The following is a 25,955-nucleotide window of genomic DNA, read 5'->3' on the forward strand; positions in this document are numbered from 1 at the left end:
TTTTTTAAATGTTTTCATTTATTGTTTTTATAATATTAAAAGCTACTTCATCTTTTCTTAATTGATCAAATTCAATTAATTCTTTTGTTTTTGTAACAAGTATTTTTATTTGGTTATAATCTGATTCCATGGCTGAAGCTAAATTAATAACTAGCATATCAAGGTTCTTTTCATTTACTTTATTTCAAGCTTTTTCTAGATCAAAGTCATTTGCAAGTGAAAATCCTACTAAAAATTGGTGTTTTTTTACTTTTCCAAGTTCTTTTAAAACATCAATGGCAGGAGAAAACTCAAGTTTCATGTCTTTTACATCACTTTGTCTTTTTTCTATTTTTTTATCTACATAGTTTTCTACTTCAAAATCATATAAAGCAGCAGAACAAATTACAATATCGCTTTGTTCAAAGTTTGCCAACATTGAGTCAAGCATTTCTTTGTTTGTCTTTACATAAGTGTTATTTTCATCAATATTGTTAGGTGTTAAAGTGTCTCCAAACACTGTTTTAAGGCTTTTAGAGTGATTTTTTAATATGTTCTTTAATTCCATACCCATTTTGCCACTGCTTGCGTTTGTGATATATCTGACTTTATCTATATAACTTCTTGTCTTTCCAAAGTTAAGTAAAACAGCTTTATCTTTAAGTTTTTCAAAAGTATTCAAATACTTTTGAACTGATTCAAATACTTCTTTTGGTTCTAAAGCTCTTCCGACTCCTTCATGACCACTAGCAAGTTTGCCAAATTTAGGTTCAATTCATTCTACTTTTTTTGTATCTAAAAGTATTTGTTTATTTCTTTGTAAAATAGGGTTTAAATACATGTTTGAATTCATACTTGGAAATAGAAGGGTGTTGTAAGATGAAACTGCAAATACTAAACTTGCAATGTCATTTGCAATTCCGCTAGCTATTTTGCCAATAAAGTTATAACTTGCTGGATAAACTATATTTAAAGTGCTTTCAAAAGCTATTTTAATATGATCTGCATAGTGATGTTGATCATAAAAGTCTCTGTCAAAGATATCGTCTATATATTCTATACCTTTGAAATCAACAAACTTTTTAGCATTTTTAGTTAATATCAATTTAACTTCATATTCTTGACTTAAAAGATCATAAAGTTCTTTTGATTTACTAGCAGCAATTCCGCCAGTAACTATTAAATTAACTTGTTTTTTCATATTTTCACCACTTCTAAAGTTATTATCTTATTTTTTTGCCATTTTTTTCACTTTTTTATCAAATATTATTGCAACATATAAGATAAGTATCTATAATTATTTTTGACTAGGAGTTGAAAAAATGGCAAGTGTTGTTGTACGCGAAGGTGAACCAATTGAAAAAGCACTAAAACGTTTTCAAAAAGTAGCTGCTTCAAACAAATCAGAAGCAAGAAGACGTGAATATCATTTAAGTAAAAAAGAAAAACGTATTTACAAACAAAAACAAAACAAAAAATTTGGATAATCCAATTTTTTTTTAACTTTTTTTGTATTTTTTTGTTTATTATTGACAATTAATATATAATATATTTGTTTAGATAGTATTTAAGGGGGCAGTTATGGCAGCAAAAGGTACACCAAAAAATTCAAAGACAAATGCAATTCAAAGTTTAAGAGCAACAGGTAATAGTAAAAAGCTATCAAGTGGTAAGGCTTTTGAAAGACCTAAATTGCTTTTCAATGAAGGGATTTCTAAAGTTGAACTTTTAAGACAATCAAATTACTTATCATCAACTAAGAAATCTAAAGCTGGAAGAGACCTAAGTGCTTTACCTCCAGGAGTTAGAAAATCAATCGAAGATAAAGAAAGAATTGCGGCAGCTTTAAATTTTGCATCAAAAAATGATGTTGAAGATATTAGAAAAAGATTTTTAATCGAAAAGAAACCTTTAACAAAACAAAGAGCAAATGAAATTAGAGATGAAAGAATGGCATTCTTTAAATCTAACATTGAAAAATCAAAATCAGGAAAAACTAAACTAAACTCATTAAATTATGGAAATGACAAAGATCCAATTAAACAAATGAGAGAAGATGAGATTGCTAGAAATAGTAAAAAATTAAAAGAATCAGTTGCTGCAACAAAGAAAACAGCAACTGGAAAATCAGCTGCTGCTAAAAAAGCTGCTACAGCTAAAAAAACTACAACTGCTGCTAAAAAACCAGCTGCTAAAAAAGCAACTACAACTGCAAAGAAACCAGCTGCTAAAAAATCAACAGCTAAAAAATAATTAATGAAATAAAACCTTTGGTTTTATTTTTTTTGTTTTTATGACGATTAATTATATGAGGTGAATTATGTATTATTTAATAGCAAAAATAAAAGAAATAGAAAATGAACTAATAACAGTTGAATCTAACAAAGTTGGATATAAAGGCTACAAAATGTTTAACACTAAAGTTGAAATAGAAGATGAATTAACTTTATATGTTATCAATTATAAAAATGAATATATAAATGAGTTTTTATTCTTTAACAACAAAAAACTAAGAGATATTTGTGAAGAACTTTTAAACATAAAAAACATTGGCATAAACACTATTAGAAAGTTATTTTTAAACTTAGACTATGATGAATTTATTTTGATATGCAAAGATCAAAAAGTTGATGAACTAATTAAGCAAACAAAATTATCTGAATTGACATGCAAAAAAATAATTCAAGAAGTAAGATCTAAAGTATTTAAAGTTACTTATAATACTAAACAAATGAATATAATCAATTCATTAAATAAACTTGGATATAAGATTTCAGATATTTATAAATCAATAGAGACATTAGACTTTAAAATGAGTGAAGACAAAATTATGCAAAAAGCTCTTTTAAACTTAAATGCATATGGAAACTAATATTTTTAGACCAAAATGTCTTGAAGAATTTATTGGCCAAGAAAATGTAATAAGTAACTTAAATGTATTTGTTCAATCAGCTAAAAAAAGAAATAAGAGTTTAGATCATATACTTATTTATGGTTCTTCTGGACTTGGAAAAACAAGCTTAGGTTATTTGGTATCAAATATCATGAATAAAAAAATCTATATTTTAAATGGTCCTAGCTTACAAAAGCCAAGTGATATAATATCGCCATTAACTTCTTTAAAAGAAAATGAGATACTTTTTATTGATGAAGTACATTCTGTTTCTAAAGAAGTTTTTGAAGTTTTATATCCTGTTTTAGAAGATAACAAACTTAATATAATTGTTGGAAAAGAATATAATTCAAAAGTTGTAAATATAAAAATTCCAAACTTTACTTTAATAGGGGCAACTACAGAAATAAATAAACTTAGTGTTCCTTTTGTAAATAGATTTCCAATTTCTTTTCACTTTCAACATTACAGTGAAAAAGAAATTGCAAAGATATTAAAGATAAATTGTGAAAAGTTAAATATAAAGCTAAATGATGAGATACTTGAATACATTTCAAAGTATTGTCAAAATACTCCTAGAGTAGCTATAAATTTATTAAAGAGAATCTATGACTATTTAATTGTCTTAGAACATGATCAAATAAATATAAATTCTATTAAACAAATATTTAATAAGTTAGAAATTTTTGAATTAGGTTTAAACAGTCAAGAAGTAAATTACTTAAAATTACTACAAGAACACAATCATTTAGGAATAGAAACTATTCAACAAGTTTTGGGATTACAACAACAAATTATTATTAAAAACATAGAGCCAATTTTAATAAGAAACTTTTTAATTGAAAAAACCATTAAAGGAAGAAAAATAACTGTTAAAGGCAAAGAGTGACTAAAAAATAACACTTAATTAATTATTGTGTGATAAAATTAACTTGTATCAATAACTTTTAGTTATGAGATACGATTCGAAAGAAGGTTCCTTACTGGAATGGAACCCCTATAAGATTAATTCTTATAGCAGATCGACTCTGATCAAGTTGATAGTTAAAAACGAGAGAAATCTCGTTTTTTTGTTACTTATATAAAAATATGGTCATTTAAAACTAATTAACAATATTTACAAAAAAATTAGTAAAACAAAAAATAATTCAAAAATGATAAAATATTTATATGAGGAAATAAATATGAAAATAGCAGCTTTTAATGTAATTGGTTTTATTGATAAATCAGACTTAAACGACTTTAATAATTCAGTAGAATTTTTTAAAGAAAAGGGGTTCAATGTAATAACTCCAGAAAATAAAATTGAAAACAACAAAGAGGAATCTTTAAAATTGGACTTTGAAAGAATAATGGAAAGAAAACCATTCTTATCATTGCCAACTTTTTGTAAAAAAGATGATATTAACTTTATAAAAAAAGTTAAATGAAAAAAAGTTACAAAATCACAAACAATCTTTTGTGGAAATTCTTTTGTAACTCCATTTTTAAATGCTATTTTAAAATTTACTCCAAACACAGTACTTTATGGACCAAACTTTATAAGTAACTTTAACTTAGATACAAAAGAAACATTGTATGTAAATTTAGTACAAAAAGCTACAATGCAAAATAGTTCAAGCGAATTAGAATTAATTGATCCAAGATATTTTGGAAAGAAAATAGTTAAAGGTAATTTGGTTGGGGGAGAAATAACTTCATTTCTAGAGCTTTATCAAACAGGATATATTTCAAAAGTAACTAAAAAAGACGTTTTATTAATTGATGGTATTTTTGAAAATAGAGAAGATATAGAAGAAGTTATAGAAAAACTAAATAAATTTAAAATACTTAAAAAAGCAAAAGCTATTTTGATTTGTGAATCAATGATGGAAAATCAAGAAGTTTTAGAAAATTTCTTACAGGGGTTTAAAAACATTAAAAAAGCTAATGTTGTTGTTGGTTTAAGAGGGATGTTATCTGAAGAAATTGATATTCTTAAATTAAACCAAGAAATTAAGATTGACTTTAAAAATAATAAGGTATTTCAATAGTCAATTAACCTTTAACAAACTAAAAAAATAGTGTATAATATTGATAAATACATTTCGGAGGGGTTTAGACATGGAAAAGAAAATTTATAACTTGAAAAAATCTAGTCTAGGAAAAGTTGCTTTCTTAGATGGAACATCATTTTGTTTAGTACAAGGAATTGGTGACAGTGGTCAACAATTTAGAGACGTTTTAATAGTTAGATCAGCTGAAGAAGCAATTAGAAAGTTCCCTCAATGATCTTCAGAAGTTGTTTATTCAAACATAGCTGATAAATTAGGTACACATAACAAAATTATCGATTGATTAATTGAAAACTGAATGGAAAACGGAATCATTTCATTTAAAAATGAAATGTATGAAAGTTTTGGATTTGAAGAATTCAAAAGCATGGATCCAATTACATTTATTAAATCAGAACCTGAAATGGTAGCATTAACATTAGTTCATATTGCTGCTAGATTTACAAATGGATACTTAAAAGTTCCTGTAAATGATATTGAAATTTCAATAAGATTTATTAAAAACGTATTGGCAATTAACTTCTGAGAAGAAGGAAATCCAAAAACTGAAATTCCCCAAATGTAAGAGATTAATTAATCTCTTTTTTATTTGCTATAATTTAGTTGGTGAGAAACATTGAAAAAAATACTAAACTTTATGGCAACAATTACCATGGTTAGTTCAACAACCTTGGCAGTAACTTCTTGTGGAAACAACAATACAGGAAGTAGTTTTTATGATACAGATTATAATAAAGCCTTTGGAATGGTATTTTCAAATGAAAAGAATACAAATTTTTCAATGTTACCAACTTTAGCTAAAAAACAAACTACAGAACCACCTAAAAATGTAGATACTAATAATAAAGTTGATCAATTAGAACTTGTAGGATCAAATTTAAAAATTGATTGTGATAACTTTGTTTGTACAGATGACAATTCATTTACTGGTAGTGAAATTTCAAAAAAAGAATACAATACAACTGATAATGATAGAGTACTTATTCAATATGCATTAGATGATTTGGGAAAATGATTTTCAATTGAACCAGATGCAAGTACAGAAGTTTTTTATGATTTTTCAAATTTAACAATGAATATAAATTACGCCAATAATAACTATTACTTTAATAAGTATTCAAAAAAAGATGAACCTGAAGAGTTAATACTTTGATCACAACAAAACTCATTAACAATAAGAAGTGAAAATAAAACTTTTGACAATAACTTATCGTTTTTTGATAAAGAAATATCTTTAAATACAGAGTTAATTAATAAATTATTAGAATCAAATTCTGTAATAGTTAATGATAGTGATTTAGTTGTAACTTTTAATAATGTTGAACAACAAAAAGTGTGGGAAAAAGTTGTTATGGTTCAAGATTTGTTTGATAAATACCAATCAGATTTAAGATTTGAAGAAAATAAAAACCCAACTTATTCAAATTCAAGAACGTTTACTTCATTAAATTTAAAACCTTTTATAATTGAAAGCAAAACAATTAAAAATATTAAAGTAATTACTGAATTTAAAGATCAAGGAGGGGTGAATTAGTATGAAAAAAATACTTACAATACTTTCTTCCGTTCTTTTAACCCCTATGGGAGCAACTTTTAGTGTTTCATGCGATCCTGTTGTGTCTGTTCCTTCAAAAAGTTATCAAGGAACAACTAGTGAATTAAATATATTCTTTAATAATAAAAATACAATAAAACCTTATGATTTAAATTATTTAGAGTATATTAATGATTCATGAGAACATTTTGGCTTTGAATCAAGTTTGTCTTCAAATAAAATCGATATAACAAGTCCGAGTGTTTCTGAAAATGATCAAAAGTTTATTAATGTTTTAACAGAAATTTATAAACCATCATCACCAAATGACTTTACTGGTTTAACTATAGTTGTTGAAAATATATTTTTAAATTCAATTAATGTTAAACGTAGTGAAGATGGTGTTTATAAAACAAAAGTTCAATCAGATTTAGCTTTAACAATTCAAAAAGGTTGAAAAGAGCAAGGAAAAATTTTAGCTTCAATAACAAATTCAACTGATTTAAATAAATTAGAAACATTTTCATTCATAAATAAAATAATTACAGGAATAGGGTTCGGATTAAAAGTTAATGATGAGCAAAAAACCGATGAAAAAACAGGGGATGAATATTATGAAGTAAAAGGAAGTTTAAGTGATAAAGAAAGACCTCAATTTACTTCTAAACTAATATCTAGTGCTCAATCTAAGTTATCGTTAAATCTAACTGATTCAATAAAATTTGATAAAACAGATAAAAGCAAAATGACAATTGATGGAATGGAATATAGATTTGTATAAAAAAACAGTGTAATTACACTGTTTTTTTGAACACATCACTGTTTTTATAAATTTGATTGATTAATTCAACTTTACCTCTAAGTTCTTCACTTATCATGATTCCTTTGTTGAAAACTATTATTTTTGATTTCTCATTAATGTTATTAACATTTATGTTTTCCATTTCATCTTCATCAATTTCTTGACCGATTATATTTGCAAAGTAATGTTCAATGATTTCACTAGCTTCTCTTTTTTTCTCAAAGTCAGGATCTGACTCAAGTATTTGCAATTCTTCTTTGAAATTATCACTTTGCTTTGGATTTTCAACACTTCATCTTTTTAGTTTTTCTAAACTTATATCTAAATTTGATTGAAGAATGTATTCTAAATCTTCATAGTCAATTTCATCTAATGAACTGTCTTGTCCAAGTTTGCTCAATAAGCTATCAATAACATTTAAAGCTTTGTTTAAGTTTTTAGTTATATTGTTTATTTGCATTTTCATGATCAATTCAGTTATTTTTTCTTGAATATCATTTGGATTTTTTTGAAGAGCTTCAAATAACTCCATTTGTGCTGAATTTCCAACACTTTCTAAGTCATCATTATTTTTAATGTTTAAACTATAGTTAGAAATAAACTCTTTAATTTCGCTATATTCGTTTAATTTTTCAATATCTAATTTTATTTTATTTAACATGTAAGATGTAACATTTACATCTGGTGTAAAGTCGTTAAAACCTATATCTGTATCATCTAAAAAACCAGTTTTAAAGTTATCAATCTTTTGATTTATGAATTTTTTAAATCAACCAACAGTTATTTGATCAATATACTCTTTGAAGTTATTTGAATTTTGCATTTTATTTCACCTTTAAAGATATAATATCTCATATTAGCTCATTTTTAAATACAAAAATATGATATTATCTTTATAAAGTAGGTATATCAATATGAAAAGAAATTCAATAAAAATTATTGATGATGGATTCTTTTTATTAAATGAAAATCAAAATTTTAGATTTGACAAAGAAGCCTCTAAAAAAATATTAGAAAACATTCAGTTTCCTATAATAGTTTTAGACACTGAGTTTTTCAATCACTCACACGATAATGGCGAAAACGGTAAAAAGTTATATAGTGAAGCTAATAAAGACTTAGTTTATGTAATACAATATTCTTTTGCAAAATCATTAAAAGAGATTTCAAACAGAGATAATAAAAAGGCTATTAAATCAATTACTATAAAAAGAAATTTTAACGATAAAACATATGATTTTTTTGACCAATATTCAAAAATGATTATTTCATTTCTAAATATGTGTAGAAACAAAGAAATCAGAACAATTGTTTGTGCTGGTGCTAGCAATGATGTGAAAATCATTAACCAATGAATTAATGAAAACAAAAAGTTATTTGCAAGAAAAACTTTAAAAATGGCTTTTTATAACAAAGACACAAAAGAGTTGAATGCAAACTATTTTGATATTTACGATATTTTAGAAAAAACATTTTCTTTTTCAAATACAACTAAAACTGGAGAAGAGTTTTGAAAGAGAGAAAATCTACCAAAGGGTAAACAAAGTGATGAAATGATTGCTCTTACTGGTACAAAGAAATTCTTCGATTGATTTGAAGATATAAGTCAAAACCTTTTAAAAGACGAAAAAGAAGACATCTATACAATGTGTTGTAATGCTTATTCATTCTTGTCTAAACCTGCAACTGCCAAAATTGAATTTGAAGATTTTAAAGCAATGAACAGAAACATTAAAAGAGTTATTGATCATTGTTATAATGATGTACTTAAAGTATTAGAATTTTTATCTTTTGTATATGAATTTACTCATGTACCTTATGCAAAAAACACCTATATAAAAAAATATTAAGTTAGTTTTTTGAGATTAAAATAGGTCAATAAAATTGGTATAATTATATTGTTAATTCGAGGTGAGATGAAAAATGGCAAATAAAAAATCAAATAATTTTTTATTGTTAAACTATTTTAAACCATCAATATATCTTGAGAGTTACGAAAAAGTTAATTTAGCTTCACTTAAAAATAGTGGAATTAAACTTGTTATGTGTGACATGGACAACACTTTAATTGGTTGAAATGAAAGAATACCTTCATCTGATGTCATAAACTTTATAAAAAGTGTTTATGCTCAAAATATGGAGTTTGTTCTTTTTTCAAACAACATTCGAAGTAGGGTTGAAAACTTTGCTAAAAAAGCAGGAATCAAAAACTACTTTTGAGACTGTAAAAAACCACTTCTTGGAAAAATGAAAATAGTTAAAAAACTATTTAAATACAAAGAAGAAGAAATGATTTTAATTGGTGATCAACTTGTAACTGATGTTTTGGTTGCAAACAGAGCACACATTAAAAGTATTCTTGTTTCTCCTTTAAGTAGAAACAAAGAAGAAAGTAAAACAGTTCAATTTTTAGAAAAACATATTTTAAAGAAACTATCACAAAAGAACATCTTACATGAAGGGTTCTATAATGAAGGGGAAATAGGAGGTAACTATGAAATTCTCTAACAACGATCAAATAAATGAATTAGAAAAACAAATTGAAGAACTTGAAGATCAAGCTTTACAAATGAATGCAGCTACAGAACAAACTGTAAAAGTAAAACAAAAAAGTAAAGTTACTTTAACAGAAGCAAAACCTGGAGTTGGAAACACAACTAACTTTAATTCAACAGGACCAAAAAAATGTATTGGTTGTGGAAAAGAGTTACAAACAGTTGATGACAGACTTCCTGGATTTAGTTTAAACATTGAAAAACAAGATTTATGTTTAAGATGTTTTAAAATTAAATACTACAACAAACTTGTTGAACAAGAAATAAATGATCAAGACTTTATAGATATTATTGATGAAATAAACTCTACAAACAAAAAAATCAGATATTACTATGTTGTTGATATCTTTGATTTACCAGGAAGTAGACTTACATGATTAGAACAATTAATTTCTAAAAAAGAAGTTGTTATTCTTGTTAATAAAATTGACTTATTCCCTAAAGCAGTTAAGAAAACAAAAATCTTTAACTACATTAAAAAAATCTTTGCAGATTCACCATTGCGTGATTCAAAAATAATATTGACAAGTTCAATCAAACCAGACTTTGTATTTGCTCTTGTAAATGAACTAAAATCAGTTGAATATGATCAATATATTGTTGGTATTTCAAATGCTGGAAAATCAAGTTTAATGAATGCTTGTTTAAAATTAAACCAACAAATTCCTTCAATAGTAACTTCAAAATATGTAAATACAACTTTAGATAAAATCAAAATTAACTTTACAGAAAAAAACTTTGTATATGATACACCAGGGCTTGTAAAACACAATCACATTGCTATTGCAACAGCTCCAACTTATTGAGATTTCTTTTTCTTCCAAAAAGAAATCAAACAAGTTACTTATCAATTAAATCAAGGTCAATCAATCTTTTATGGAGGACTTGCATGATTTACATTTGAAGAAGGTCAAGCATATAATGAAAAAAATGGAAAAGAAGCTAAAACTGGATTTCACTTATATGTAAATAAACAAATGCCTTTACACAGAACTAAAGCTGTAAATGCACAAGCTTACTTCAAAAAAAATCGTCATTCTTTAGCTCCAAGATTACTTGATAAAGATTGTGATTTTGAAACTCACACATTTACTTATAACAATGAAAGAAAAGTTGACTTACACATATCTGGTCTTGGATGAATTAACTTTAAATCATACAAGGGTATGAAATTATCAATTACTGTTCCAAAAACAGAATATGGTATTCGTGTAACTGAACTTGATGCATTAATTTAAAAAAGAACAAAAACAATCTATATAATAAAAATAAAAAGAGGGTATGAATATGAAAATAAATAATATTGAAGTAAATCTCCTACCTATAAATCCTAGATATACTAATATAAGCGATATTAATATCAAGGAAATGGATTCCAATGATAAAGATTTTAAAAAAAGTAATTTAGAAATTGCGAAAGAATTAATTAGGTATGAAGATAATTTACAAGATATGTATGAGTTAATTAATTCAATAATTACAAAAGGTTGACAATTTTTAAATGATAAAATATTAATTCATTTAGATCGTGAAAAAACTAATTATTATATCCTTGAAGGTAATAGAAGATTTTTGGCAACTCTATTAATAAAAAAAGAGATTTTAGTTGATGATATTGTTGTTTTTACAGAAAAAGATTTTTTAGTTGAGTCTGATTTTAAAACTTATGAGAAAAATATAAAAGAAATTAAAAAAAGTATTAATAAAAATAGAAAAGTTATTGAATTAGAAGAAAAATTTTTTGAAGATGTAACTGATTATTCAGAAACAGAAATTTGGCAAATAATTTATTCAAAACATATAGGAGAACAAGTTGGGAAAAGGGACTGATCAAGAGCTAAATATTTTCAGGATATTTTTAACATATATAAATCTAAAAAAAATACTAAGGATAAAGATGAAACAATAAATGAGCTATCATCTTTATTTGGAAAAAAAGTTTCAATTATAAAAAGAGACTTGGAGAGCGCTGCATGAGTTATAAATTCTATAAGGATTTATGAATTAAATTCAAATAAAATAGTTAAATTAGAAAATTTGAAGGTATCGGGATTTGAATTGATAAGAAGTCATGTGATTTGAGTAAGGGGTAAGAAATTTACATTAGGAAAATTTTTGGGAATAAAAATTAATTTAGAGAATTTAACATATGAATATGATGAAAAATTTAGTGAAGGGCAATTTTCAAAAATTATAATATTCCTTATTGAGAACTCAATATTAGGAAAAATAACAACTAGGGGAATAGATGAAGATGTATATGATGAGTTTTCTGAAGTTATTGGTGAGAGTGTTTATAATAAAAAAACTTTGAACAGCGTTTATTTAAAATTTAAAAACCTAGATAAAAATAAAGAAAAAATGAATAATGAAGAAAAAAAACTTTTTGAATTATTGAAGTTGATGAAAATGAAAGATGTAAATAAAGAAGAACTAATAGATCAACCTTTTGATAGCAGGTATATTAAATCAATAAAATATATTATGAGAAATGACTTAATGGCGGTTTCCAATCTATTAATGTTTGATGAGGATGAGTATCCATTATCAAATATATCGCTTTGTATAAGAATAATAATTGATATGCTTATTTTAGAAATTTTATATAGAATTAAAAATATTAATATTTTTATGAATGTTAAAGGCATTCAATATTCTGATCAAGAAAAACAGGTTATAAATACTTTTTTTGCAAATGAACATTTAAAAAGTGATGATTTAAAAATAATTACAGCTTTAATTTCAAAAATTGTATTTAAAACTGGTAAAACTGCTTTTATTAATTCTATTTTTAATGAAATTAATAATCTATATAGTTTGGAGTTAAAATCGTTAAATCTAAACTTACAAGATTTGTTCCCTTTGTTTTCAAAAATTTTAGAGTTTAAAATTAATCCAAAAGCAAAATCTCTTCAAAATATTAATTTATTAAATGAGTTGGTTCATAGGCCATACATTGGATTTGAAAAAGTAATTAAGGATTTAACAATTATAGATAACTTCAATGATATTTTTACTACAACTTTAAGCTTTTTAAAAATATCAAAAATTTGAAATAAATAATTTCTGTTTTAATTATCAATATAAAATATTATTTAAGGAATAAACAAAAATGAATGAAAAACTTGTAAAACACGAAAATAAAATTACTAATAAGAAAACTTATTTGGTAAATTCAAAAATATGAAAAAAAAATTCTCGAATGTGAGGAGATAAAATGCATAGGATATGCTCTTATGTGGCAATGTTTCCACCTACATTAGCAAATTATTTTATTGAAAATTATTCTGAAGAAAATGATGTCATACTAGATACTTTTTCAGGTAGAGGGACTACTGTTTTGGAAGCGAGAATGTTAAATAGAAAAGCTTATGCGATTGACTTAAATCCATTTGCATATGTTCTTTCAAAAGCTAAATCTAATAGTTTTTTATTAGAAGAGGTTTTAGATGAATTAAAAAAATGAGAAGTACAATATAATTCTTATAATTTTGATATTGAAATTGATGATGAAATGGAAATCTATTATAGTAGAGCAAACCTAAAACAAATAACTTTTATTAAAGAATTTTATGGAAAAAACTGAAGAACATTAGACGAAATTCAAAATTTTATATTAGCAATTACTCTTGGTTTAATGCATGGTCCTCAAAGAAAAAGTGGAGATAGTATGTACTTTTCACTAAGTATGAGTAATTGCATATCTATGTCTAAAAATTATGTAAAAAATTTTGCAAATAAAAAGAATCTTAAAAGACCAGAGGATAATATTTTTTCTAAAATAGAAAATAGAATTAAAAATATTTTAAAAGGTTCTAAATATTCTAAAGTACAGGCTAAAGTTTTATATGGTAATTCATTGGAAATAAGCAATTATATTGATGTAAAACCGAAACTGATTTTTACATCACCACCTTACTTAAATATTATTAATTATACTCAACAAAACTGAATTAAAATGTGATTGCTTGGTTATGATTCTAAAGACAAAAATAATGATTTGAAATTAGATGATAAACATAATATAAAAAACTATATCGAGTTTATGAAGAAATATTTAATTTCCATTAGTAAAATAATGGATAAAAATTCAACATTAGCAATGGTTATAGGAGATGTTCAAAAAGTAAATGAAGTTTATTCTTTTGATAAAATGTGAAATGAAAATTTAAGATTTTACGTAAAAGATATTGTTCTTACTGAAATATACACAGATCCTATAAATCAAAATAATAAGGCAACAAATTCCATGGGGAATAGAGCTGGTAAATCAACAAGAATAGATAAGATATATATATTTAAAAAAGTGATTAAGTAAATTATTTTTTTAAAAGTTTTAAAAAAATACAAAATTTGACTAAAATTCTATTAAAATCCAATTAAAAGTGGTATATTTATAACATATGTCTAAGGAGGGTCACAGTATGAAACTAATATTAGCTATCGAAATTGGTGTTAATTCTTCAAAAGTGGGTCTTGTAAATCAATACGGAGATTTACAAGCCAAGTTTTCTGTTGACCATGACTTAAACAATCTTATACCTAATTTATATGAAAAAATAATTGATGGCTTAGAAGCTATTGGAATTAACTATGAAGAAGAAGTTGAAAAAATCGGTTTAGCAATGGGTGGTTATATTGATCACATGCTAGGAATAGTTAGATATTCTGCAAACTTAAACTTAACAAACTACAATATTAAAGATATTGCAGAAGAATTATTTAAAAAACCAATTTTTGTAATAAATGATGCTAATGCAAGTGCATTAGGAGAATTTTGAACTGGTGTTGCAAAACAATATGACTCAATTATCTTCTATTACATTGATAATGGAATTGGAGGAGCTGTAATTACTGAAGGTAAATTAGCTCCTGGTTCTAGAGGATTTGCTGGAGAATTTGGTCATGGTGGAGGAGTGTTTCAAACAAAATACGAATGTCCTTGTGGACTTGTAGGATGTATTGAACCTATGAGTTCAATAATGGGTGTTGAAAACCACTTCAGAGCATCATTTAAAAACAAAAAAAATCATCCAGCAGCAGATTTCTTTGCAAATCCAGAAACAATTACTTTTAAAGAAATTGTAGAAGTTTATGAAGAAAAAGGATATCCTTATGAAATAACTGATTTATTAGAAGAAGCTCTTGAACCAGTTATTATGCATATGGCTTCAATGATAAATGCATTAGATCCAGAAGCAATAATCTTGGCTGGTGGATTAACAGATTTAGATGATAAATTAATTGAAATAATTGAAACAAACATTAAAAAATACATAATTGACATGTTTGCAGAAGAATTAACTATTGAAATTGCTGAACTAGGAAATGATTCAACAATGATAGGTAGTGCATATTACGCATTAAATGATTGAAAAATATTCTAATTTTCAATCATTTTTTTATGAAAGGGGTTATTTTAAAGTGGAAAAGTTACTTAAAAGAATTAATGAACTTGCAGCAATTAAAAAACAAAGAGAATTAACACAAAGTGAATTAGAAGAAAGAACTAAGTTAAGAGAAGAGTATATTAAGTTATTTAGAGCTGGTTTTGAACAACAATTAGAAAACACTGTTTTTGTTGACGAAAATGGAAATGAAATAAAAAGAAAGAAAGATAAATAATGCCTTTAAAGCATTATTTTTTTCTTTTATAATTGGAAAAAATTTTTAAAAAATCTTTTTATTTTGTAAAAATATTTTATATAATATAAATAAGTCTTTATGAGTAAGACGAGAAGGGAAATAATAAAATGAAAAAATTATTAGGATTATTAGCAGCTACTGGATTAGTTGCAACAACAAGTGCTACAGTTGTAGCTTGTGGAGAAACAGGGGATAAAGAAGCTAACAAATTAGTTAAAGATGTTAAAAACTTTATTGAAAAAAATGAAGCTAAACTAAATTCATCAGCTGATGAAAAAGCAGTTATTGATGCTGTAAATACAAAGTTCAAAGCAACTGGAGAAAACGGACTTATAGTTAAAGATGAAAATGATAAAACAATTAAAGCTGATAGTTTATTTTTATCAGTTACAAAAAAAGTAGCTACTACACCAGCACCAAAAGGAACTAAAACTTTAGAATTTACAATTGAAGTATTTGGAGCAGTTGTTAAACCAACAACACCAAGCACTAAAACTGAACCAGCTAAAGTTGAATACGAAAAAGGTAAAACTGCTATTGCAAAATCAGAAGCAAAAGTTACTTTAAATGATTCAATAGCAAAAGTTAGTGATTACAAAAAAGCTTTAGAAGCAGAAGGAGTTAAAACTCATGAATCTGCAGAAGCTGAATTAAAAGGTCTACAAGACGTTGTAAAAACTGAAGGAATTGAATCAAGTAAAATTGAAGTAAAAGTAGCAGCAACAAATGATAAAGCAGCAACTTATACTGTAACAGTTACATTAAAAGCAGGTTTCGCTTCAGATTTAAAAGACAAAGCAGTAACTTTTGAAGTTACTGGATCATTTAAAACTACACCAGAACAAGGCGGAGGTCAAACAGAACCTGGAACACCACAATCATTATAATTTTCAATTAATTTAAAAACATTTACTATTTGTAAATGTTTTTTTTTTTTTTTTTTTTGATTTTGAACTTTGAAATTCAACTAAAAAGAGTGTAGAATAAAAGTGGAGTTTTTAAGGAGAATATAATTATGAAAAAATTATTAGGATTATTAGCAGCTACTGGATTAGTTGCTACTACAAGTGCTACAGTTGTAGCTTGTGGTCCAAAAAATGAACAAAGCACAAAAGAAGTTACTTTAAGAGAAACAAAAACTAGTGAAAATATAATATTAATAAACTCTGAAATTAAAACAGGTGGATCTGTTGAAATTTCAGATGATTCAATAGTTAAAATTAGTGATATAAAAGTTGTTAATGGAAAAGTTACAGCTAAATTAACTGCGAAACAAATTACAGAAAATGATCAGAATCAAAAAATTGTTATTACTTACAAAAATAATATTTTAACAAAAGAAGAAGTAAAATCGATTACTTTTGAAATAAATGTTAAAATTGAGAAAAAAGAGATTTCAAAACCAGATACTGAAATTGATGTTCAAAAAGTAAAAACTGATATTGAAAATGCTGTAAACGGAAAAACAAGTAAAGCTGATGTTGAAACAGCTATTAAATCAATTACTCAAAAATCAAACGAATTTACAGCAGCTATTACTGTAAACGAACCAGTTACTGATGGAGAAGTTATAAATGAGCAACAACCAATGAAAATTGATTATTCTGTAACATTAAAAGCTAATAAAGGATTTAAATTACCAGCAGGCAGTGATGGAAAAATCTCAGGAACAGTAAAATATAGTGTTTCAAAACCAGATACTGAAATTGATGTTCAAAAAGTAAAAACTGATATTGAAATTGCTGTAAACGGAAAAACAAGTAAAGCTGATGTTGAAACAGCTATTAAATCAATTACTCAAAAATCAAACGAATTTATAGCAGCTATTACTGTAAACGAACCAGTTACTGATGGAGAAGTTATAAATGAGCAACAACCAATGAAAATTGATTATTCTGTAACATTAAAAGCTAATAAAGGATTTAAATTACCAGCAGGCAGTGATGGAAAAATCTCAGGAACAGTAAAATATAGTGTTTCAAAACCAGATACTGAAATTGATGTTCAAAAAGTAAAAACTGATATTGAAATTGCTGTAAACGGAAAAACAAGTAAAGCTGATGTTGAAACAGCTATTAAATCAATTACTCAAAAATCAAACGAATTTACAGCAGCTATTACTGTAAACGAACCAGTTACTGATGGAGAAGTTATAAATGAGCAACAACCAATGAAAATTGATTATTCTGTAACTTTAACTGCTAATAAAGGATTTAAATTACCAGCAGGCAGTGATGGAAAAATCTCAGGAACAGTAAAATATAGTGTTTCAAAACCAGATACTGAAATTGATGTTCAAAAAGTAAAAACTGATATTGAAAATGCTGTAAACGGAAAAACAAGTAAAGCTGATGTTGAAACAGCTATTAAATCAATTACTCAAAAATCAAACGAATTTACAGCAGCTATTACTGTAAACGAACCAGTTACTGATGGAGAAGTTATAAATGAGCAACAACCAATGAAAATTGATTATTCTGTAACATTAAAAGCTAATAAAGGATTTAAATTACCAGCAGGCAGTGATGGAAAAATCTCAGGAACAGTAAAATATAGTGTTTTAAAACCAGATACTGAAATTGATGTTCAAAAAGTAAAAACTGATATTGAAATTGCTGTAAACGGAAAAACAAGTAAAGCTGATGTTGAAACAGCTATTAAATCAATTACTCAAAAATCAAACGAATTTATAGCAGCTATTACTGTAAACGAACCAGTTACTAATGGAGAAGTTATAAATGATCAACAACCAATGAAAATTGATTATTCTGTAACTTTAACTGCTAATAAAGGATTTAAATTACCAGCAGGTAATAATGGAATAATTTCAGGTGCAGTAGAATTTATTGTTTAATAAAAAATAACCAAAAAAACCTTATCAGTTAAGGTTTTTTATTTTTTTAGAGATATAATTATTTTGAAAATAGACGAGGTTTTAAAATACATGAACAAAAACAACAAAAATTTAAATGCTTTAAGAATATTAGGTATTCAAGCAGTTAATAAAGCTAATTCTGGACATCCCGGAATAGTTTTAGGAGCAAGTCCAATAGTGTTTTCACTATTTACAAAACTTATGAACATAAACCCAAAAAATCCATCTTGATTTAATAGAGATAGATTTGTTTTAAGTGCAGGACATGGTAGTGCACTTTTATACAGTGCACTACACTTATCTGGTTTTGATCTTTCAATTGATGATATGAAAAACTTTAGACAATTGAATTCAAAAACTCCAGGACATCCAGAATTTGGACACACACAAGGAGTTGAAGCAACAACTGGACCTTTAGGTCAAGGTTTTGCCATGGGAGTTGGTATGGCACTTGCAGAAAGTCATTTAGCAAGTAAATACAACAGTGAAAAGTACAAAGTTGTAGATCACTTTACATATGTATTGTGTGGAGATGGTGACTTACAAGAAGGTGTATGTCAAGAAGCAATAAGTTTTGCTGGAAGATACAAGTTAAACAAATTAATTGTTTTACATGATTCAAACGACATTCAACTTGATGCTCCAGTAAATGTAGCTCAAAGTGAAGATATAATAGCTAAATTTAAAGCAGCAAACTGAAATACAATTTTAGTTGAAAATGGTGAAGACTTAAACGAAATTGAAAAAGCAATTCAAACAGCACAAAACAGTGATAAACCAACTTATATTGAAGTTAAAACTGTTATTGGAATTGGTTCAACCAACCAAGGAACTACAAAAGTTCATGGTGCTCCATTAGGAAATGATATTGAAACAGTTAAACAATACTTTAACTGAAATGAACCAGACTTTACAATTCCAAGTGATGTATATGACTTTTGAAAAGTTAACGTTTCAAATAGAGGAGTTGGTCAAAACGATCAATGAGATAAAATCTTTGAAGCATACCAAAAAGAAAACCCTCAATTAGCTCAAGAATTGTTAAATTCTATTAACAAAGAATGAAATGTTGATTTAAAAGACTTACAAGCTTTAAATAAAGGAACAGAACAAGCTACAAGAGTAAGTAGTGGAGAAGTATTTAACTTGTTAAGTAAAAACATTCCTGCTTTAATTGGTGGAAGTGCTGACTTGTGTGAATCTACAAAAATCAAAGGTGCTGATGGAAACTATGACTTTGATAATAGAAGTGCAAGAAACATAATGTATGGAGTTAGAGAATTTGCAATGAGTGCAATCAACAATGGTATTGCACTTCATGGAGGACTACTTCCAGTTGCATCAGGGTTCTTTGTCTTTGCAGATTACTTAAAACCTGCTTTAAGAATGAGTTCAATTATGAACTTACAAACTTTAAGTGTATTTACTCACGATTCAGTGGCTGTTGGAGAAGATGGACCAACTCACCAACCAATCGAACAACTTGCAATGTTAAGAAGTATACCAAACATAAGTGTTTACAGACCTTGTGACATGAACGAAACTATAGCAAGTTACTATAATGCTTTAAATGATAAAAATCATCCAAGTGTTATTATTGCAACTCGTCAAAACTTAAAAGAATTAGATCATTCAAATGAAATTGTAGAACAAGTAAATAAAGGTGCATACATTTTGAGTGAAACAAAAGATGCAAACATTACTTTAATAGCAACAGGAAGTGAAGTTTCACTTGCTCTTGATATAAAAGCTGATTTAGAAAAAAATGGACAAAAAGTAAATGTTGTTTCAATGCCAAACATGAATCATTTCTTAAATCAATCAAAAGAATATCAAGATTCAGTTATAAACAAAAATACTCACAGATTTTCAATAGAATTAGGATCAACTTATGGTTGACATAGATTCTTAGGAGATAGTGGAAAAGCTTATGGAATAGACACATTTGGATATTCTGCTCCAGCACAAGATGTTATTGAACACATTAAATTTACAAGTAATGAAATTTCAAAAGATATCTTAAGTCACTTAAAATAATCAAAAAATATGATAATATTAAAAAAGTGGATTTTTTAAAAGGAGAATAATTATGGCTTGATGAGGAGTATTGTTAATAGCGATAGCTGCAGCTGTTGTTGGAGGAATAATTGGTTTTATAATAACTAGAAAAGTTATTCAAAAACAACTTAGAGAAAACCCTCCAATTAATGAAAATCAAATTAGAGCAATGTACAGAAGTATGGGAAGAAAACCTACTGAAGCTGACATTAAAAAAACTATGAACGCTGTAAAAAGAGGAAGATAGTTAACTTATTTATACTGAAAATATTTTTATTCCATAAAAATATTTTTTTTTTTTTTTTTTTGAAAAATATAATATATAATCATTTAGGAATTTAACAACACAAAAATACAGAAAAAAGAAATACAGAAAATATAAATAGGACGGTGGACAAACATGATACAAGTATTTACTTGTAATGATTTTAAAAGGGTTAATGCATTTTTAGTACATAATGCAGATAAAAAAGCTATTTTAATTGATACTGGTTATTTAGCTTACAAAGATATAATAGAATTTGTTGAAAAAGAAGGAATACAAATTACAGATATCTTTATAACACATGGACATTTCCCACACTTTTACGGATTAAATGAAATTTGTAAAAGTCAAAAAAACCCAAATGTTTTTATAGGAAAAGAAGATTTATTAAATCTATTTGATCCAGAAAAAAACATGAGTGATTTTTTTGAAGGGGTAGAGAAATGTGTTATACAACCTATTAAAAATTTAAAAGTAATATCAGAGGATACAAACGTAATAATAAATGGATATAATGTAAATATCTTCAAAAAAGGAGCTCACACAGATGGATCTTTAATGATAGCTATACCTGAAAGAAAATTCATTTTCTTAGGTGACTATATTATTAAAGATGAAACTTATTTAATTGATAAAATTATGCAATTAAGCAGTGAGTCAGAAGAAAAAGCTAAAGAAATATTTAATTGATTAATTAATGATTTTGACAAAAACTATTCGGTTTTCACAGGCCATTATGAATATGGTTTCCAAATAAGAAACATATTAGAAGATGATGAAGCTAAATTATTAAGAAAATATATTGAGAAAAACTAAACAGATGTCTTTCGAAGAAAGGCATTTTATTTAACTCGAATTAAGCAAAAAGAAAAGTGCTATTTAGTAGCACTTTTCTTTTTATTATCTTTTTTAGCTTTTTCTTTTTTTGGTTTTTGTTTTTTAACTTTTTCTTTTTTTGGTTTATCTTTTTTTGATTTTCTTTCACCTAAGAAAGCAGGTTCTGTTCCTTTAATTAAACGTTGAATGTTTTGTCAGTGTCTTGCTAACAATATTATCATTGAAGCTGTAGTTACTAAGTTAATAACTAAGAAACTATCATAAACATCATTTGTGTGTAATTTATTATATCAAACAGCTGAGAAAGCATTGCTTTCATATAATTGTTTAAAGAATGTTCCATCAATATCGAAGTTGTGTAATCCTGAAATTTGAGGAATTCACATTAAGATAGCTGTAATAACTGAAGCAAATATTGAAGCAATACTTACTTTTCTAGTTGTTAACACTAAAGTTAATCAAACACCAAACATTACAATACCCATCATTCAGTTAATAACAAACATTAATCCCATAAAACAACTTACTGCTTTACCACCTTTGAATTTGTAATAAACTGGTCAACAGTGACCAACTAATGCAAAGAAAGCAGGGATTATTAGAATTGTATCTCTAAAAATAGGAGTATTTATTTTACTTAAACCTAAAGCAATAAATAAAGCTATAAATATTTTAAAGGCATCAAATAGCATAATGGCAACTCCTCATTTTTTACCAATTATCCTACTTGCATTAGTAGCACCTGCATTTTTACTTCCTTGATCTCTAACATCTTTGTTAGTTTTTAATTTTACAATTGTAATTGAAAATGAAAAACTACCAATTAAATAAGCAACAACAGAAGCGATAGCTGTACCTGCCACAATTTCTCAACTCATAATATTAATACTCCTTTTTAAATCTAAACACATAAATAATCATACTATAAACATATGGCAATATGCAAGAAAATAGTTTAAAATAAAATAATAAACAAGTCAATAAAAGCAATAAAAATGGGGGTTTTTTATAGATGAAGTTGATAGATAAAATAAATTTAAGAAAAATAATATTTAACTTATATAAAAGAGATCTTACAGGGTTAGTTGGAAATCCTGATTACAAGTTAAATGATGAACAAAAACAAGAATTAATAGCTTTGGGACAAACTGATGATGCCAAAACATTATTTGAAGGAATTAATAATTTCTTTGAAAAAAACATTAACAACGATCCAATTGAATTAAGTTTAATGCTAACTTTAGTTTTACAAAGATATAACTATTTTTACAAAACAGAAGTAGAGTGAAAAGAGTATTGTAAAAACTTTGAAAATATACAAGACAAAGATCCAGGAGAATTCTTTTTAACTTATATTGCTGATTTCTTTGATGGTCAAATAGATTTATATACAAACAGTTATGAAGAAATTTTAGAAGAATTTGTAATTGAAAAATGAAATGAAAAGTTCGCAAAAGATATCAATAATTTAGTTAAAAACATTAATAGTTCACAAAACTTTCAAGATAAGTTATTAAATTGTGAAAAAATGGTTTTATTTTTACAAGATACAAAAAATATTTACTCAAGTTTAGAGTCAGTTGGTGTTGAAAACGAAAAACAACAGTTTCTAGCTCATACAAATGAGTTAAAAATAATCTTTCAATCATTAAACCACTTAGTAAATGAAGTATTAAAACAAATAATAGCTGTATAAGAGGTAAGAGATATGTTTGAAAAATATGCAAAAATGAGCAAAGCTCAATTAGAAGAAAAACTTTTAGAAATTGAAACTAGTTATAAAATTGTTTTAGATGAAGAAAAGAAAATTGATAAGAAAGTTAGAAAAAACTTATGACTTTGATATTTATTTCCTTTCTTTGGACTTTTTATCTATCAAGCTCATTTGAGAAGAAGAAAAGAAAAGAGCGAAAACTACTATACTATAAAAGACAAGAAACAAGACTTGATCTATATAGAGTTAGAAATTCAATTTTTAAAGTCAAAAATAGAGACAATGTAATACATTGTCTTTTTTATTTGTAAAAACTATTAAAAAGTGAAAATTCCTTTATAGCAATTTAAAAAGAATTTTTATTTCAAAATTACCTAATTCATTGACTTTTAGACATTATTTCTAATCTGTCAACTACTAGAAAAACCTTAAAATTAAAATATACTTACATTTTAAAGGTGGCTGGGTGGGTAAGTGAAAGAAAGGAAAAAAGTATATGTTAAAACTTTTAAGTCTTATAGGAACTTTTGGGGTTTCTACTTCTGCTATCACACCAGTGGTTGTGATGAATGAACAAACAAGAGAAACAAGTTCAACAAGTGTTGAACAAGGAGTTATGAGAATTACTGTTGATAATAGAAAACACTTTGACAGTGATGGAAAAATAATTCCTTCAACACAAGATTATAAAGAGGTATTGATAAAAGCTATAGATGAACAAAGAGCTTTTAATCAACAAAACAATGTAACTAACTTTAAAATAACAAACAGTATTACTAGATTACCAGGAATTTCATTTGATGGTTCTTTACAAGTTGGAAGACAACTTTCAAAACTTATTAATGCAAAAGAATATGAAGTGTTAAGTATGAACGTAACTGTTGAAAAGTTAGATAACCGAGGAAACTATACTTATGCAATTGGATATGAAGCAATAGCTGATGGAGAAATGGTTAAAGAAGATCTTTATGGATACCAAAGATTACAATCACTTGCTGATTTCCAAATAAAACCAGGATATAACATGACATTCGATACAGAATATACAATTTCTGAATCAATAGAACATACAGATAAACAATATAATTCAAATATAAGTCTTCCAAAATTGGGAATTGACTTTTTAGCAAGTCAAGTAATTGACATGTTTAATTATCAACCAAATAATTTAAATCAAAATGCCATTGACTATATTAATTCAACATTAAATGTAAAAATTTCAAATACAAGTGCTTTAAATGTTTACAAAGCTATAAACAATAATGGGGTTTATGAAATGGGAGAAATCATTTCAAATAATGAAATGGTAACAGAAGAATACTTCTATGTATCATTCAACTCAACTGATGCCTCTGGAGTGTTTAATATGCTTGTTAAAAAATAATAGAAATTATATTTTAATTTATTAAAAAAATGATTTGTTTAAATACAAATCATTTTTAATGTCTTATCAAATTCTTTGACTTATCAAAATAGGGTAAATATGATAAAATATTTAAAAGGTAAAAAAATATGAAGAAAAATTTATTTGATTTAAACGAAAACTTAGAATATGACATGGACTACATTTTTTACAATGATGGTGTTTCATCATGTACTCATGATGTAATTTCAAAAGATGCAAGAGATAATAGATTTAAATGTACTCAATGTTTTATGGTTTTTAATATAAAAGATCAAAAACAATTATTAAAATTCAAAAGAAGAGTTGTTGAAACTTTTAATTTTGAAAAAGCAGAATCAGCTTTAAGAAAAGAAATTAAAAAATTAAAAGCAGGAGAAGAAGATGAAGAATAATACAATATCTTTTTTTTATAACAATTTAACTATGATTATGATGAATCTTGAAGATTCAGTTGGTTTAATTGCTGATTTTGAAAATTGAAGTGAAAAAGAAGATGAACAAATAATAAAACTTAAACAAACAGCTAAAGAAAGTAATTTAAAAACTACTTTATTTGTTGTAACAGATCAAGAAATGAATTTCGGTTTATGAAATTCACAAAATATAATTGAAAAAGCAAATGAAAAAGAAATTGATTATGTAGTTTTCTATCAAGTAAACGCTTTTTTAAATCAAATGCCAGATTTAGATTTATTTAAAAACATAGAAGACTTTTTAAGTGTTAGAAAAATGGTTATTGCAAAAGACTATGTTGATAATAACTATTCAAGATTTGATGTGAACTTTATTTTAAATAATTGAAAAGATAATGCAATTGTTATTGAAACCAAAGAAACAAAAGATTTAGAAGTTAATTTAAAACTTTTAAATAATAGTGAATTTGAATTATTTAAAAATACAAATAAATTAAGTTATAAATTTGATGCAAGAGTTGGAGAAGGAAAAAAACTTGGAAGAACAATTGGTTTTCCAACAATAAATTTAATAACAGAAGAAAGATTACCTTTAACTGACGGAGTTTATGCATGTAAAGTTTATGTTGATCACTTAAAAGAAACTTTCTTAGGTTCTGGTTGTTATTGAAAAAACGAACTTAACCAAGATGTATTTGAAATCTTTTTAATAGATTTTGATCAAGAAATATATGGATGAAAAGTTACAGTGGAACCGTTAGAAAAGTTAAGAGAAAATATTAAAGTTGATGGTCTTGATCACTTAAAAGAAATATTAAAAAACGATGTAGAACAAACAAAGAAATTTAAAAAATAATTTACTATAGAACATTGAAAAACATTGATCAAATGTTTTTTTTGCATTTACTTTAAAAATATTTTATAA

28 protein-coding genes are annotated in these 25,955 nt (G+C 25.9%); 25 read left to right on the forward strand and 3 right to left on the reverse strand.

Annotation, left to right across the window (positions count from 1 at the left end; all coding sequences use genetic code 4):
- Positions 1-4 precede the first annotated feature (4 nt).
- Entirely contained in the window at positions 5-1,180 is a 1,176-nt protein-coding gene (coaBC, locus tag SBIUS_RS02070; RefSeq protein ID WP_162684847.1) for a bifunctional phosphopantothenoylcysteine decarboxylase/phosphopantothenate--cysteine ligase CoaBC, read from the reverse strand.
- A 121-nt stretch (positions 1,181-1,301) separates the two neighbouring features.
- Here coaBC and rpsU point away from each other — a divergent pair, with 121 nt between their 5' ends.
- The 8 genes from rpsU to SBIUS_RS02110 all read left to right on the forward strand — a co-directional run bounded on the left by rpsU (position 1,302) and on the right by SBIUS_RS02110 (position 7,241).
- On the forward strand, positions 1,302-1,466 hold the full coding sequence (gene rpsU, locus SBIUS_RS02075) for a 30S ribosomal protein S21 (protein ID WP_162684848.1): 165 nt from the start codon (positions 1,302-1,304) through the stop codon (positions 1,464-1,466).
- Positions 1,467-1,560: 94 nt separating this feature from the next.
- Complete coding sequence (locus SBIUS_RS04410; protein WP_203352893.1) at positions 1,561-2,232, forward strand: hypothetical protein; 672 nt, start codon at positions 1,561-1,563, stop codon at positions 2,230-2,232.
- Positions 2,233-2,299: 67 nt separating this feature from the next.
- The gene (locus SBIUS_RS02085; protein WP_162684849.1) at positions 2,300-2,851 is read left to right on the forward strand and encodes a hypothetical protein; all 552 of its coding nucleotides are present in this window, start codon (positions 2,300-2,302) and stop codon (positions 2,849-2,851) included.
- Positions 2,841-3,779 (forward strand): Holliday junction branch migration DNA helicase RuvB, encoded by a 939-nt coding sequence (gene ruvB, locus SBIUS_RS02090; protein ID WP_203352894.1) that lies wholly within the window; start codon positions 2,841-2,843, stop codon positions 3,777-3,779. Before SBIUS_RS02085 ends, ruvB begins: the two co-directional genes overlap by 11 nt.
- A gap of 277 nt (positions 3,780-4,056) precedes the next feature.
- Positions 4,057-4,905, forward strand: coding sequence for a hypothetical protein (locus SBIUS_RS02095; RefSeq protein ID WP_162684850.1), 849 nt, complete (start codon positions 4,057-4,059; stop codon positions 4,903-4,905).
- Positions 4,906-4,975: 70 nt separating this feature from the next.
- Entirely contained in the window at positions 4,976-5,491 is a 516-nt protein-coding gene (locus SBIUS_RS02100; protein WP_162684851.1) for a hypothetical protein, read from the forward strand.
- Between the two features lie 72 nt (positions 5,492-5,563).
- On the forward strand, positions 5,564-6,460 hold the full coding sequence (locus SBIUS_RS02105) for a hypothetical protein (protein ID WP_162684852.1): 897 nt from the start codon (positions 5,564-5,566) through the stop codon (positions 6,458-6,460).
- Between the two features lies 1 nt (position 6,461).
- Positions 6,462-7,241 carry a hypothetical protein gene (locus tag SBIUS_RS02110; RefSeq protein WP_162684853.1) on the forward strand — a complete coding sequence of 260 codons (780 nt, stop codon included), beginning with the start codon at positions 6,462-6,464 and terminating at the stop codon, positions 7,239-7,241.
- Positions 7,242-7,254: 13 nt separating this feature from the next.
- Here the strand turns inward: SBIUS_RS02110 and SBIUS_RS02115 are convergent, their stop codons facing one another.
- Positions 7,255-8,085, reverse strand: coding sequence for a hypothetical protein (locus SBIUS_RS02115; protein WP_162684854.1), 831 nt, complete (start codon positions 8,083-8,085; stop codon positions 7,255-7,257).
- A gap of 91 nt (positions 8,086-8,176) precedes the next feature.
- Here SBIUS_RS02115 and SBIUS_RS02120 point away from each other — a divergent pair, with 91 nt between their 5' ends.
- From SBIUS_RS02120 to SBIUS_RS02175, 12 genes are all read left to right on the forward strand, one after another.
- Positions 8,177-9,112: a hypothetical protein gene (locus SBIUS_RS02120; RefSeq protein WP_162684855.1), complete on the forward strand. Its 936-nt coding sequence runs from the start codon at positions 8,177-8,179 to the stop codon at positions 9,110-9,112.
- Between the two features lie 73 nt (positions 9,113-9,185).
- Complete coding sequence (locus SBIUS_RS02125; RefSeq protein ID WP_162684856.1) at positions 9,186-9,770, forward strand: YqeG family HAD IIIA-type phosphatase; 585 nt, start codon at positions 9,186-9,188, stop codon at positions 9,768-9,770.
- Positions 9,757-11,055 (forward strand): ribosome biogenesis GTPase YqeH, encoded by a 1,299-nt coding sequence (yqeH, locus tag SBIUS_RS02130; RefSeq protein WP_162684857.1) that lies wholly within the window; start codon positions 9,757-9,759, stop codon positions 11,053-11,055. Before SBIUS_RS02125 ends, yqeH begins: the two co-directional genes overlap by 14 nt.
- A 49-nt stretch (positions 11,056-11,104) precedes the next feature.
- A complete protein-coding gene (locus SBIUS_RS02135; protein ID WP_162684858.1) occupies positions 11,105-12,880 on the forward strand; it encodes a hypothetical protein in 1,776 nt (591 codons plus the stop codon).
- 154 nt (positions 12,881-13,034) lie between these two features.
- Positions 13,035-14,135 carry a DNA methyltransferase gene (locus tag SBIUS_RS02140; RefSeq protein WP_162684859.1) on the forward strand — a complete coding sequence of 367 codons (1,101 nt, stop codon included), beginning with the start codon at positions 13,035-13,037 and terminating at the stop codon, positions 14,133-14,135.
- A 106-nt stretch (positions 14,136-14,241) separates the two neighbouring features.
- On the forward strand, positions 14,242-15,204 hold the full coding sequence (locus SBIUS_RS02145) for an ROK family protein (protein WP_162684860.1): 963 nt from the start codon (positions 14,242-14,244) through the stop codon (positions 15,202-15,204).
- A gap of 37 nt (positions 15,205-15,241) precedes the next feature.
- Positions 15,242-15,442 (forward strand): DUF896 domain-containing protein, encoded by a 201-nt coding sequence (locus SBIUS_RS02150; RefSeq protein ID WP_238988305.1) that lies wholly within the window; start codon positions 15,242-15,244, stop codon positions 15,440-15,442.
- 128 nt (positions 15,443-15,570) lie between these two features.
- On the forward strand, positions 15,571-16,350 hold the full coding sequence (locus tag SBIUS_RS02155) for a lipoprotein (protein WP_162684862.1): 780 nt from the start codon (positions 15,571-15,573) through the stop codon (positions 16,348-16,350).
- A gap of 128 nt (positions 16,351-16,478) precedes the next feature.
- Positions 16,479-18,317 (forward strand): lipoprotein, encoded by a 1,839-nt coding sequence (locus SBIUS_RS02160; RefSeq protein ID WP_162684863.1) that lies wholly within the window; start codon positions 16,479-16,481, stop codon positions 18,315-18,317.
- A 90-nt stretch (positions 18,318-18,407) separates the two neighbouring features.
- Complete coding sequence (gene tkt, locus SBIUS_RS02165) at positions 18,408-20,375, forward strand: transketolase (RefSeq protein WP_162684864.1); 1,968 nt, start codon at positions 18,408-18,410, stop codon at positions 20,373-20,375.
- A gap of 52 nt (positions 20,376-20,427) precedes the next feature.
- Positions 20,428-20,643 (forward strand): YneF family protein, encoded by a 216-nt coding sequence (locus tag SBIUS_RS02170; RefSeq protein WP_162684865.1) that lies wholly within the window; start codon positions 20,428-20,430, stop codon positions 20,641-20,643.
- A 153-nt stretch (positions 20,644-20,796) separates the two neighbouring features.
- Complete coding sequence (locus tag SBIUS_RS02175) at positions 20,797-21,477, forward strand: MBL fold metallo-hydrolase (RefSeq protein ID WP_162684866.1); 681 nt, start codon at positions 20,797-20,799, stop codon at positions 21,475-21,477.
- A 59-nt stretch (positions 21,478-21,536) separates the two neighbouring features.
- Here the strand turns inward: SBIUS_RS02175 and plsY are convergent, their stop codons facing one another.
- On the reverse strand, positions 21,537-22,376 hold the full coding sequence (gene plsY / locus SBIUS_RS02180) for a glycerol-3-phosphate 1-O-acyltransferase PlsY (RefSeq protein WP_162684867.1): 840 nt from the start codon (positions 22,374-22,376) through the stop codon (positions 21,537-21,539).
- Positions 22,377-22,510: 134 nt separating this feature from the next.
- Here plsY and SBIUS_RS02185 point away from each other — a divergent pair, with 134 nt between their 5' ends.
- The 5 genes from SBIUS_RS02185 to SBIUS_RS02205 all read left to right on the forward strand — a co-directional run bounded on the left by SBIUS_RS02185 (position 22,511) and on the right by SBIUS_RS02205 (position 25,886).
- Positions 22,511-23,194: a hypothetical protein gene (locus SBIUS_RS02185; RefSeq protein ID WP_162684868.1), complete on the forward strand. Its 684-nt coding sequence runs from the start codon at positions 22,511-22,513 to the stop codon at positions 23,192-23,194.
- Between the two features lie 12 nt (positions 23,195-23,206).
- Entirely contained in the window at positions 23,207-23,500 is a 294-nt protein-coding gene (locus SBIUS_RS02190) for a hypothetical protein (RefSeq protein WP_162684869.1), read from the forward strand.
- A 208-nt stretch (positions 23,501-23,708) separates the two neighbouring features.
- Positions 23,709-24,596 carry a hypothetical protein gene (locus SBIUS_RS02195; RefSeq protein WP_162684870.1) on the forward strand — a complete coding sequence of 296 codons (888 nt, stop codon included), beginning with the start codon at positions 23,709-23,711 and terminating at the stop codon, positions 24,594-24,596.
- A 128-nt stretch (positions 24,597-24,724) separates the two neighbouring features.
- On the forward strand, positions 24,725-25,009 hold the full coding sequence (locus SBIUS_RS02200) for a hypothetical protein (RefSeq protein WP_162684871.1): 285 nt from the start codon (positions 24,725-24,727) through the stop codon (positions 25,007-25,009).
- Entirely contained in the window at positions 24,999-25,886 is an 888-nt protein-coding gene (locus SBIUS_RS02205; RefSeq protein ID WP_162685269.1) for a riboflavin kinase, read from the forward strand. Before SBIUS_RS02200 ends, SBIUS_RS02205 begins: the two co-directional genes overlap by 11 nt.
- Positions 25,887-25,955: the final 69 nt, after the last annotated feature.

Origin of the sequence: Spiroplasma sp. BIUS-1 (assembly GCF_010365805.1) — a bacterium.
Classification (GTDB): domain Bacteria; phylum Bacillota_I; class Bacilli_A; order Mycoplasmatales; family Mycoplasmataceae; genus Spiroplasma_A.